The organism is Vibrio cyclitrophicus (assembly GCA_023206055.1).
Taxonomy (GTDB): domain Bacteria; phylum Pseudomonadota; class Gammaproteobacteria; order Enterobacterales; family Vibrionaceae; genus Vibrio; species Vibrio cyclitrophicus_A.
On record CP065366.1, the window covers coordinates 989,058 to 1,001,213 of the forward strand.

Consider the following 12,156-nt stretch of genomic DNA (forward strand, 5'->3'; position numbering starts at 1 on the left):
TCAACTCTCACTTGGGTTGTCGACAATCGTTGAGTTCAACGTTTGTATGGTGATGGTGTAGCCTTGGATTAGATGCTTGAAAACAATCTCTCCCGATGTCTTTGGTTCGCCGGCTTTTGCTTGGTATTCAATCTGAATGATGGCTTGTTGGTTGTCGTCAAACACGGTTCTCGTTTTGTCGGTATCGACTAGGTGCCAACCTATGCTTTTTAAGGGTTGAGCCCATGCTTCTGCCGGCCATAAGGTCAACATTAGATTGAATAACACCTGTTCCGGTTGTGGCAATGTGGCACCAAGGCCAGATAGAACTTGCGTGTCGATCACTTGGTTCTGGTATTGCAGCGATAGAATACGCGTACCCCAAGAGGAGAAACCGGCCAAAACCACTTTATCCGGTGTGACTTCGACTTGCACAGGAAGTTGCTGTGTATCATCTTCCCACGTAGCACTGATGAGCTGGCTGGCCGTGAGGGAGTATCCAAGTTCAGCTGGCAGTGGCAGCGCTAGCTCGGTGTCATTGTTGATAGACACACTTGCGCCAGTCGGTTGTTGAGAAACCATCGAGCAAGCAGTGAGTAGAATACCTGCTAGTGTGGCGAAGGTTATCTTTATTGCTTTGATCATCTAAAAGCCTCTCGAGAGGTTGGTCGCTCTACGCTTCTACTACTGTTGATAGCGAGCGGAGAAAGTAGCCACGCGACAAAGATCCCTGTCAGAACAGTCACTCCGAAGCTATGAATAGCATGAGTCTGGCTCAAAGATAATAAACCAAATGAGAGCAGCGTCGTTAGACCTGATAGAGTGATTGCCAACAAGGTGCACAGAGACTTTTTCTGCTCAGCAAAGAACAGGGTATAGTCAATACCAATCCCTAAAATGAGAATCAAGCCCAGTAGATTAAACAGGTTTAACGTTGAACCTAAAATACCAGTGACCGCTAACCCTGCGATTCCAGCGATCAATGATGGCAACAGCATTAGTAGGCTCTGCTTCACACCGTAACGCCAACCTAGCACCATACCGATAGCAGCCAATGCTACCAATAATAGCTCTGTGATTTTGACTCTGTATTCTGCAAAGAGAGCGGATATTTCATCGGCTTTATTGAGGTATTTGACCCCTTGTTGCTGAACAAAACTTGAATCCAGCCATTGAGAGAACAGCTCTGAATTGGTGACGTCTTTGATCAAAATGACCGATGCTGCTTGTCCGGCGATCGGTTTTAACCAAAGTGGTCGAACAGGTTCTGACACCGGTGACTCCAAAAATCCAGCTACCGTGATTGGTTCGAATTTTGGTAGTTCTGGAAAAGTAGACCAACCTAAAGTGCTTTGTAATATTTGGCTTTGTTGACTGTAGAGTTGCTCAACTAACTGATAGTTAAACTGTTGTTCTTGTGTGCTTAACAACTGTTGATTGATGCTGCGATACCCAGAGATACCTTGGCTATCGACTAGAGAATCTAAGCTTTTGGTGATTTCTGCCAGTTTTTTGAGTAACTTTTGGTCGCTTTTGGCTGTCACCAAAAGCATATTTTGACCACTGCCCAATCCAGAGATTTCAGTAATGGCTTGTTCTTGTTGTTTGAGTTGTTCTGGCATCGCTTGTAGTTGGCGAATATCGTCGTCGTAACGAATTTGACTGAGTGATATCAGGCTCAAGACCGTTACTATTAACGGTAAGCCAATTCTAAACTTTTGGTTGCTCCAGAGACTTAACCAAGCATGCCAAAGCTTCGATAAAGGAAGCGGGCGCTCTTGACTTGGTTTTGCCGCTAAAACGGGATACCAACACACCACACTGGCGTAAGCTGCGATCAGTCCAATCGAAGAAAACAGAGCAAGTTGCTGTAAGCCAGGGAAAGGTGCGACCAACAGACCTAGATAGCCAATCAAGCTGGTGATAAGACCCAAGGTGATCGCAACGAGAATATGTTTTAAGCCCTTGTCACTTTGCCACTTATTGCCTGCTGCTAAGCGGTCAGTGAGGTAGTGAAAGGAGTAGTCGATAGACACGCCAATCAAGCTGGCACCGAACACCAAACTAAACAGATGAACCTTGCCGAAGATAGCGACGGTACTTGCCAGCGCAACCAATAATCCAGTACTGATTGAGAGCAAAGATAAGGCGAGTGGTAAGGCACTACGAAACGTCAGCCACACTAATAAAATAACACCTGCCAATGAGCCTAAACCAATGGTACTGATTTCTGATTTTGCACTTTCGGTACCGTAATTAGCGTAGAACACCACGCCGGTATGCTGGACTTTGACATCAAATTGCTTTTCAATCTCGCGCTCAATTGAATTAAGATCCGGAAGTTGCTCTTGAATCGCCAAGCTATAAGGTGAACCCGCCAGAGTAGCCGTGACCAAAATATGAGTTTGTTCATTAGACTCGGCTGTGAGGTATCCCTCTTTCAATACAAAGTTACTTGATTGAACGCCAACGGCACTGATGTAGTCGCGAAATAACAAAAATGGGTCGAGAGTGAGCTCTGCGGCAGTGACACCTGAGAAGGGATTGTACAGAGACTGAATCACATATTGAGCTCGCGAGTCAGGTGAGTGTGTCAGCGTCTCTTTTTGTTGTTGAGTCAGAAGTTGAGCTCGGTGACGAAAATAGAAATCGCTCCATTGGCTTTGGGTGGTGGCGTTGATTTTGCCTTGAACTTGCTTAAACAGAGTTGGCTTACTTGAAAAGGCTCTTTGGTTGAGATCTTTTTCAAAAGCGTCAGTCGCAATCATGGCTCGTTCGATATTGGGAGCGCTGATGATGAACACCACTTGCTCGCTCATCGAGCTAGATATTTGCTGAAAGGCTTGCTCTACCATTGGGTCTTGCTGGTTTTCTGGTAGTAACTTTAGAATGTTGCTTTCAATAGGTACCGACGAAGAAAAAGCGAATTGTTTGATCAACAATCCGCTAAATAGCATTACGACAACAAGCCAAACAAGGGCAAGACTAGAGTTGGAATTGTTGCGCTTCAACATCTGATAATACTTCCGGTAGATGGCTTAACTGATTAAATTCGATCACAGTGCTGTCTCCACGAATCTCTTTCAGTTCAATGCGTTCAATATCACTTTGCCCCTGCAGTGTGATGGCTTCAAACACCGCGTTCATTGGCGCACTTTTAGGCTTAAGAGTCAGTATCCATGACTTATTTTCTGTATTGTCATCTGAACTTGTTGCAGTTGCAGGCGCAAAATCGAGTGCGAACTGTTCCTGAAGTTTTTGCGTGTCCCCATGGAACACCGATAGGAAAATATGGCTGAAATAAAACGCCATTGGGTTTTCTTTATCGGTGATGATTTTAGCAGGCTGATCGGCAAACCTTTGACTTAGTTTGTTATCGGTCAACACTAAATTCACAGGGAAGGGGGTCGCTTGTGTCCAAAGCAAACCGTTCGACTTGTCTAACAGGAATGTACCTTGTGACGTCAAAGGCTGGGCGAACATTTCCATGTTGCGTGTTTGAGTGAACTCACCACGCACTATGTTGTTCGCGCTTAATACGGTTTGCAGGTCTGAAATAGAGCCAACCATAACTGTACTTTCATTAGCAATAGCAAAGCTACTCGCCATCATTGAAGCAAGCCCTAGTAGTGCGATGCTGATTTGCTTACGCCCGCGCTTAAACAGATTCATGGTTCACCTGCTGTGGGTTAGTAGATAGATGTTCAGCTGATAAAGGTAAGCTACCGAACTGATGCCAGTGCTCGACTTTATCGGTAAACACTTTCGGTGAAGCGAAGCACATCTCTTGTTCTTCAATGGTCACTGCAACCTGCATGGTGTGGGCGCGTGTCATGCGAGCGCTTGTGTTGGCATCATGAATCTCGTAATCAACGCGCAAGCGGTTTTCCCATTCGGTCAATTTAGCCGTTACCTTAATCTGATGATTAAAGGGTATTGCCTTGATGTATTTCACGCGCGTATCGATGATTGGCCACATGTAGCCAGAATCCTTCATCTCATGATAGTTGTACTCAATCTTATCCATCATTATGCGTCTTACTTCTTCAAAAAATCGGAAGTAATTGCCGTGATAGATCACACCCATCGGATCGGCATCTTGGAATGAGGTAATCAGAGTCACCTCAGATTGTAATGGATGAAGGATTTCAGACATAAATCGCTCTCAACAATATTGCGTAAAGGGTTGGCTACTTTATGAAGTTAACCACTTTATGAGGTTAACTACTCTATGAGTAAAGTGACCAATGCTGACTTTGAATACGAGAAATAAAGTGGCGTAGATCGCCTTCAAGCGGACGATCCTCGACAATAAACTCAAACTCTTTCAGTACTTCGTCGCGAATGTGCTTGAGGTTCTCACTCATGTGATGCTCATCAAGCTCATTGTGGCGTTTACGAAGCTCAAGCGCTTGTGTACCCGCCAGAATAGATGCTGCCGCAACTTGTTCAGTCAGTTCAAGAACGCGTAAGCAGTCACGAGCCGCAATGGTGCCCATGCTGACTTTGTCTTGGTTGTGGCACTCGGTTGAACGAGAGAACACGCTTGCTGGCATGGTGTGTTTCAATGCTTCTGCTGTCCAAGCTGAAACGCCAATCTGTACCGCTTTGAAACCGTGGTTGATTGGTTTACGTTCGCCTTCAGCACCCGTTAGGTTAAATGGTAAGCCGTTGTTGAACTTGTAATCCATCAACTGCGCCATTTGGCGATCAAGTAGGTCTGCAAGGTTGGCTACCGCTGTTTTTAGTGTATCCATTGCCATTGCGATATGGCCACCGTAGAAGTGTCCACCGTGCAGTACGCGCTCATTGTCGCCATCGATAATTGGGTTATCGTTAGCGCTGTTTAGTTCGTTCTCAATCATTTGGCGTAGCCAAGGCAGAGAGTCTTGAACCACACCGATAACGTGCGGTGCACAACGCAGTGAGTAACGATCTTGTAAGCGATCACTGTTACGTGGCGGGCGATCTGCTTGTAAGTCATCACGTAGCCATGCAGCAACTTGCTGTTGACCCGGATGAGGCTTCACTGCAAACAGCGCTTCATCGAAATGGAAATCGTTGCCTTGCATACCTACAGACACCATAGCTGTGATCTTAGTCGACAGCTGAGCTAGATATTCTGCACGTTTGTAAGCGATACAAGCCAGAGCCGTCATTACTGACGTGCCATTCATCAATGCTAAGCCTTCTTTTGGCTTAAGCTTGATAGGGTTAATTCCTAGCTCTTTGTAGACGTCACTAGTAGGGCGAACTTCGCCTTTGTAGATAACATCGCGCTCACCAATCAGTGCTGCCGCCAGATAAGACAGCGGCGTTAAATCGCCACTGGCACCAACCGAGCCTTCTTGAGGAATACGTGGTGAGATGTCTTGGTTGATCAGAGTAACGATCTGGTTGAGCAAATCGTGAGTCACACCAGATACGCCTTGTGACAATGAACACAGGCGCGTTGCTAATACTGCACGAGATTGTTCGTGAGACAGTATTTCGCCTAAACCACAGCCGTGAAAGCGCGTTAGATGCAGTGGTAATTCATCAACAAGGTTTGGCGGAATCGCAACGGTACATGAGTCACCGTAGCCCGTTGTCACACCATAGATCACGCCTTCTTCTTTCAATAGGCGTTCTAAAAAAGCGACACCACGGTCGATTTTTGATGTGAATGCTTCACTTGAGTTCATCGAGGCTTTTGCGCCTTGTGAGATAGCGACAACATCCTCAATCGTGAGGCGTTCGGCACCAAAGGTGATGCTATTTGGATTCTTTTTCGTCATGGTGCTTGCTCAATGTCCAAAAATTAAAAAAGTTGTACCACTGAAGCGGTGCTTTCAGTGTGTAGTGCTCAAGTCGATTTGCGTATTTTTGCACGACTTGCTGTAAAGATTGTTCGCGAGTCTTTCTTGGTAGTTCTATCTTGTCGCTAAAATGCTCGAAATAGACATTAAAATGCGGCTTAGATTGTGAGTCGTCACGTAGCCCAAATAATAGGAATACTGGCGCTTTGAGAACCGAGGCTAACATAAATGGACCTTGAGGGAAGGGTGCTTCCTTACCTAAGAACTCAGCCCATACGGAACGGCTCTCTTTGCTGGTGGAGGTTCTATCGCCAACAATCACAATCCACTCGCCTTGCTCCAACTTCTGTTGCAACAAGATAGCAGTATCAGGCCCCATTGAAGTTACTTGAATCAGGTTTAAATCAGACTGCGGGTTGACCGCTTTCATCACTGAATTAAAACGTTCAGCGTGCTCTGTGAACACCAGCGCATTGATTTTGATGTTCGAGTGTCTGCGACCTAAAGCGCGGCATAATTCTATATTGCCAAGGTGAGATCCTAGAATCAGCACACCTTGTTGGTTTTCCACCATGCTTTCAAATTGGTCTTGGCCATGAATCGTCAAGTTATCTACCGAGAAATCGCCTTTCCATGCCGCCAGCTTGTCTAGCATGGTATGGCCAAACGAGAGCAGGTGGTTATAGCTGGTTAGCTCAGCGGGTAACTCTATGTTCTGTTGTTCAGCGTATGCCTTAAGCTGAAATAGGTACTGTTCAGATGCGTTTCGCGCGCGCTTACCCGTTAGATGGTAGTAACGCATCACACCACGCAAAATAAGATTAAATACGCCTCGGCCTAACAAGGTATAAACAGCCAATAACAGTTTGATGCCCAGCACAGTGCCGCGTTCTTGAGTGCGAGACCAATGGGGTTGTTCTGACTCGTTCTTGTTAGATTCAGCCAAGGAATCTTGGTTTTGCCCACTTTTAGCAGAATCGGATTTGAAATGGCGAGCAATCAATTTTGGTGCTCTCGGCAGCATGCCAAAGAACAGTCTCGTGTGCATCCAGCTGATTTTTACGTTATCCCACAGCGCATCGAAATGAGATATGCCGTTTTCTGGGTATATAACGCGTGTTTCAACGAAATCAATATCGCAGCCTTCCCAATATAGGCGAACCAGAATCTCGATATCGAAGTCCATTCGAGACCCAACATCGTATTTATTCAATACGGTTTGCGTCTTATCGATTGGATACGCTCTGAAGCCACACATGCTGTCTTTAATCGACAGAGACAGTGTTTCTATCCATACCCAAATATGTGTCGCGTAGCGCCCGTAGAGCCTAGCTTTAGGAACACTGTCGTCATAGACAGGCTGGCCTGATATCAGACGTTGTGGCTTAGCTTGTGAGGCCTCAACTAATGCTGGCAAGGCTTCAAGGTCGTGTTGCCCGTCAGCATCAATTTGAATGGCATGACTAAAGCCGAGCTCTTGTGCTCGCTTGATGCCAGCCTTTACTGCGCCGCCTTTGCCTTGGTTCTGTTCAAGTGTCACCAAGGTTACGTTTGAGTTCTCTGCAAGGGGAGCCAGAAACTGTTTTGTGGTGAGTTCACTTCCATCGTCGACGATGATGATCGGCAACTCAAAGTGATGGAGTGACGACACCACAGCAGGCATGGTTGCGCCGTGGTTAAAGCACGGGATTAGGAAGCAAGCTTTGTAGTTGCTTTCTTTTAGAGTTTGTTGAGAAACAGCCTCGATGGGAGCGCTATTCACTTTTCTCTCCCAGCTTCATTTTGCCTGAAGAGTGAGTCTGTTCGCCGTTGTTTGAGGTGTAACTAAAGCTCAGTTTGTCTTTGTCAGCGTCCCACTTGAGTGACAACTGAATGGTAGAGTCAGGCAGGATCGGCTCTTGGAATTTGATGACTTCCATGCCTTTAAAGTAACCAGGGACATTCAGTTCTTGAACTGCATAGTGAAGTGCCCAATCAATCTGTGTAACGCCAGGAAGAATAAGAAAGCTCTTGAAGTGCCCCTTAAAATCGGTGATGTCTCCAGTAATATGGAGTGTCAGGGTCGATTCTTTCTCTACAGTGTCAACAGCAATGACGTTTGGTTTTCTCTTATCCATAGCGCGTGCTTAGAATCCTTGGGCTGAAAATGGGTGTTCTGACAAAAATATAAAAAGATGATCTCAGTGTAAAATACGATCAGCGGTTTCTATGATTTTACTAGCTGTTCGATGTGAGACGTTAATCGCTTACCTTGGCTGTTGAGTGGAATCTCATCAACAATGCGATATTTTCTTGGGATGGCGATTGGCTCTAACCATTTTCTGAGTTCTGAACGCAGCATCAACCAGAATTTACCTTTACTCATGGTGGCGAGTTTCGCTTGGCCTTCATCTGATAATACCAAAACCGACGCCAAGATTAAGCGTTCCGGTTCTTCAAATGGAATGACGACACATTCGCTTATCCAAGGAAGTTGCTCAAGTCGCTTTTCGACTTCAACCAATGATACTCGTTTTTCTTCTATCTTGATCACTCGGTCGGTTCGGCCTTTCAATATGAATTGATTCTTCGAGACCATTTCGCACTCGTCGGCGGTTTGATACCAGTTGTTTTTATCGATATATGGCGACAATAACTTAATGCAATTCTCACTGTTGAGACTAGCCTCAATACAATCAAAAAGCTGCCAAGGTGTTTGAGCGTTCTCTTGTTGGCGAAAGGCGATACCGCCAGTCTCTGTGCTGCCAAATACCTCGATAGGTAAATGTCCTAGTAAATCTCGTGACTGGTGAGCCGACTCGGTAGGCAATGGTCCACCCGAAGAGAAGATTCCTGCAAGTTGTACCTTGTTGGTCTCATGCTTTAAGCGTTTGAGTAGAGCAGGGCTGCTGATCAGCACACAATTTTGATTTGCGTGAGACAATATCTGTTCTGGGTACTCGAGGTTGTTTCGAGCAAATGGAACACCAGAGCAGAGTGGCCATAAGATTCTAAACAGTAAACCATAGATATGTTGATGAGAAACGGTGCTTTGGATTCGGTTTCCCTTGAGTAACTCGCCCCAGTTTTTGTGTAACTGAGCGGTTTCAATATCTAGGTGTTCTAACGTTTTATCTATCGCTTTTGGCGTGCCACTTGAACCTGAAGTAAACAGAGTTAATGGGGCTGTTGCCAAATCAATGGTCGTAAGATCATCGGTTAGAGGCTTTTGTACTTTGGTGCTTGAGTCTAATAAGGTTTGGATATTGCGAATGTCACTCACCTCAACTTCGCCAATCGAGTCATCAACTAGCAGGCAATCAAACTGCTCACTTAACTCAGCAAGTGCACAAGGTTGATAGTTCCCCGGTAAGATGATGTGTTTGTGACTGACTGCGCACGCTAAAAAGGCCACCGAAAATAGGTAGCTGTCTTGGGTACAAATCGCGACTCGTTGAAAAGGGGATGAAGATAAAAGGTGTACGAGTCGAGATAAGTCGTCGTTAAAGGTTTGCCACGTAATCTCGCTATTGTCGTCAAAGCAGACAATAGATTTAGGGGCTCTGTTCTGGCTGAGAAGTTCAGACAACGAGGTGTAAGATACGGTTTGGGTCATAACAATTTAACTCTGACGAATGCGCTGTCTTACTACCCACTCTCCTGCAAAGAGTAACCCAGCAAACAGATAGCTAAGTAAGCCATTGTATAGGGTCCATACTTCAAGAGGTTGGAAGCAGGTGTAAAGGGCGATAGAGCCATTGATAACAAAGAACAAGCACCAAACCTTGGTGACTTTTCGCGTGTAATCAACGCCACTTTGCGGAAGTTCAGGCTCTTGAAGGCGAGCAAGGCGCTCGATAATCGTTTGTGGTTGCCATAGGCTTGAAGCGAATACAGCCAACATACAAACATTAACGATAACGGGATAATAGGTTAACCACCCATGCTGCTTGAAGGTTAATCCTAGTGCCAGCAGAACAATTCCGGCACTACCACTGATCCAAGCTAAGTGTTTTAGCTCTTTGATTTTAGCCTGACCGCCAGTGAAAATGCGGACAGCAAAGATAGCGGCTAAGACGATACCAACGGTTTGTAGGCCAAACTTGTTGAGTCCAAAGTAAACCGCTATTGGATAAGTGAAAAGTATGATTGCCGACAGTAAAGTCAGCAGAGGACGCATTATGCGTCCTTCAATAGTTCAACCACAGACTCCACAACGTCATTAACGGTGCGTACTGCTTTGAACTCTTCAGGCTTGATCTTCTTACCTGTTACGTTCTGTAGGTGAACGACCAAATCAACCGCATCAATGCTGTCTAGGTCTAGATCAAGATAGAGATGAGCTTCCGGCGTGATATCTTCAGCGTCAAGCTCGAACAGCTCGATAAGCGCATCTTTAACCTGGTTGTATACTTCTTGTTGGTTAGCTTGTGTCATAAAGATCTGTCTAGTTGTTCGTTTGAGATGAGATGTAGTTCGCTAGGTTTTCAACCGATGCAAAATGCTGGCGAGTGTTTGAGTCGTCGGCATCGATAACAATGTTGTACTTTTTCTTGATAGCAAGACCAAGCTCTAGCGCATCGATAGAATCTAACCCAAGTCCATCACCAAATAGTGGAGCTTCCGTTTCAATCTCATCGATGCTCATATCTTCAAGGTTCAATGCGTCGATGATCAGTTGTTTCAGTTCGTTGTGTAATGTTTCCACTTTGGCCTACTTAATGCTTTATCTAAATGCTGCTTTAAGGGGGCGATTCTACATTATGCGAGATATTTTCGAAATGCTGATATCGCCTGCTGTTATATTGAGGAGCTAAATGTTTTCTTCGGAAGGGAAAATAGTGTGTGCAAGATGATGATTAAGGCGTCTTGCTGCCGAAGTTAAATTATTCGAATTCTCAATAAAGGGTGCGACTTCTATTTTACCTTTCACCGCGACATGAAAAAAGGGTTTCGTAGCAGGAACTTGATACCATTTTTTTTCTTTCGTTAAGAATGTCGGAGAAACCGTAATGTGAATCACGCGTAAATCAGTTTGTGTTCGAGTTGCTATTTGCGCTGCACCACGTTGTAAGGATGGTTCAATTCCGGGCGTTGTGCGAGTTCCTTCGGGAAAAACAAGCAGAACGTTTCCACGAGAAAAACGTTCGTCACAACGCTCTAAAAGATCGTCAGGTGCTTGGTTAGGAATATAACCCGCTGCTTTGACGATCCTCTTCATAAATGGGTTTTCCCAAATGGCTGCTTTAACGAGACAATCACATTGTGGAAGTTGAGAGGCAATTAGTACATAGTCAATCAAGCTTGGGTGATTGGCGACGATGATGCAGTTGCGATCTTCACGCAGTAGTTCGGCACCATCAATTCGATAATCAATCGCACCAGTGAACTTCATGATCTGGCAGAACGCATTGAATGAGAAGCGAATCAGTCGTTGAGCCCTAAGCTCTCTTTGAATGGTGTTTGATGTGGTGAGCGCGATCGACGGCAAGATCAAGAAGCTGAGAACTAAGCCTCCTAAACCGAAGATGGTAAAGCAGAGGCCTGTCGCGAATACTCGCCAATATTGGTCAACCTTGCTCATTTATATTGCTCCGGCTTTTGCGTTATTTACCCAAGTCCAATCTTGGCGTTTGCCTGCTACTGTCCAGCTCGGTGAGTTCTGAAGGATGTTCTGCAGTGTTTGCAGGCCTTGAGGCAATTCAGCTAATGAGCTTTCGTTAGTTGTGGCTCTTGATAACGATACAGCTCTTGATACCGAGTAGTCATTACCAGTGGTGAGCACTAAACCCAGAGCATAATCTGCATAGTGCTGAGTTTCGTATTCTTGGTAGAGCTCAGGCAGAGGTTGGTCGAAATCGATAACTAAAACACGATGCGATGGGTATTGGTGCAGGTAAAGATAAGCTTCAATCAGTGCGTTATGGAAAGTATCTTGTCCTGCGGCGATTGAGGTCAATGGAATCGGTGCTTTTGCGGCAATGGTGGTTAGCCCGGCTGCGGTATTGTGTACCGACTGTGAGAACGCCATTGGTGAGGCATCGTCGCCTTCCAATATCGACTGAATCAAGGTTGCGGTTCGGTGTAATTCACCGTGTCGGCTGGCAAAAACCAGATAATCAATCGAGGTGTCTTTTAATAGCGTTAATGCGGTTTGGACGGCAAGCTTACTTTGCAGGCTCATTCGGCGGCGCATCATAGGAGGGATCGCTTTGAATTCAGTTGAGCCATCTTGTGGCCAATCTAAATGATTGCTCCACGCTTGCCATTCGGCATCGGAATTGAGACCGGCAGAATTTGCAGACCATTTCTCAATATTAAACGACATTAATTGGGACTGATTTGACATAGAGTATTGATTTGCTTTGGGTCTAACTAAATACTATGCGTGCTTATAAAT

General features: G+C 45.4%; 13 protein-coding genes. All 13 read right to left on the bottom strand.

Features of this window, described 5'->3' with window-relative positions; genetic code table 11:
- Positions 1 to 624, bottom strand: coding sequence for a DUF3261 domain-containing protein (locus ITG09_04415; protein ID UPR52879.1), 624 nt, complete (start codon positions 622 to 624; stop codon positions 1 to 3).
- Entirely contained in the window at positions 621 to 2,993 is a 2,373-nt protein-coding gene (locus ITG09_04420) for an MMPL family transporter (protein ID UPR52880.1), read from the bottom strand. The genes ITG09_04415 and ITG09_04420 overlap by 4 nt, the downstream gene beginning before the upstream one ends.
- A complete protein-coding gene (locus tag ITG09_04425; GenBank protein UPR52881.1) occupies positions 2,965 to 3,651 on the bottom strand; it encodes an outer membrane lipoprotein carrier protein LolA in 687 nt (228 codons plus the stop codon). Before ITG09_04425 ends, ITG09_04420 begins: the two co-directional genes overlap by 29 nt.
- The gene (locus tag ITG09_04430) at positions 3,638 to 4,135 is read right to left on the bottom strand and encodes an acyl-CoA thioesterase (GenBank protein ID UPR52882.1); all 498 of its coding nucleotides are present in this window, start codon (positions 4,133 to 4,135) and stop codon (positions 3,638 to 3,640) included. The genes ITG09_04425 and ITG09_04430 overlap by 14 nt, the downstream gene beginning before the upstream one ends.
- Positions 4,136 to 4,208: 73 nt before the next feature.
- Positions 4,209 to 5,756: an aromatic amino acid lyase gene (locus tag ITG09_04435; protein ID UPR52883.1), complete on the bottom strand. Its 1,548-nt coding sequence runs from the start codon at positions 5,754 to 5,756 to the stop codon at positions 4,209 to 4,211.
- Positions 5,734 to 7,539, bottom strand: a complete 1,806-nt coding sequence (locus ITG09_04440; protein ID UPR52884.1) for a glycosyltransferase family 2 protein — start codon at positions 7,537 to 7,539, stop codon at positions 5,734 to 5,736. The genes ITG09_04435 and ITG09_04440 overlap by 23 nt, the downstream gene beginning before the upstream one ends.
- Positions 7,532 to 7,894: a 3-hydroxyacyl-ACP dehydratase gene (locus ITG09_04445; GenBank protein UPR52885.1), complete on the bottom strand. Its 363-nt coding sequence runs from the start codon at positions 7,892 to 7,894 to the stop codon at positions 7,532 to 7,534. Before ITG09_04445 ends, ITG09_04440 begins: the two co-directional genes overlap by 8 nt.
- Positions 7,895 to 7,983: 89 nt before the next feature.
- Positions 7,984 to 9,372 (bottom strand): acyl-CoA synthetase, encoded by a 1,389-nt coding sequence (locus ITG09_04450; GenBank protein ID UPR52886.1) that lies wholly within the window; start codon positions 9,370 to 9,372, stop codon positions 7,984 to 7,986.
- Between the two features lie 6 nt (positions 9,373 to 9,378).
- Complete coding sequence (locus tag ITG09_04455) at positions 9,379 to 9,936, bottom strand: septation protein IspZ (GenBank protein ID UPR52887.1); 558 nt, start codon at positions 9,934 to 9,936, stop codon at positions 9,379 to 9,381.
- Positions 9,936 to 10,193, bottom strand: coding sequence for an acyl carrier protein (locus ITG09_04460; GenBank protein ID UPR52888.1), 258 nt, complete (start codon positions 10,191 to 10,193; stop codon positions 9,936 to 9,938). Before ITG09_04460 ends, ITG09_04455 begins: the two co-directional genes overlap by 1 nt.
- 10 nt (positions 10,194 to 10,203) lie before the next feature.
- Entirely contained in the window at positions 10,204 to 10,464 is a 261-nt protein-coding gene (locus ITG09_04465) for an acyl carrier protein (GenBank protein UPR52889.1), read from the bottom strand.
- 105 nt (positions 10,465 to 10,569) lie between these two features.
- Positions 10,570 to 11,340, bottom strand: a complete 771-nt coding sequence (locus ITG09_04470; protein UPR52890.1) for a 1-acyl-sn-glycerol-3-phosphate acyltransferase — start codon at positions 11,338 to 11,340, stop codon at positions 10,570 to 10,572.
- Positions 11,341 to 12,105, bottom strand: coding sequence for a beta-ketoacyl synthase chain length factor (locus tag ITG09_04475; GenBank protein ID UPR52891.1), 765 nt, complete (start codon positions 12,103 to 12,105; stop codon positions 11,341 to 11,343). It lies immediately after the preceding gene.
- Positions 12,106 to 12,156 lie beyond the last annotated feature (51 nt).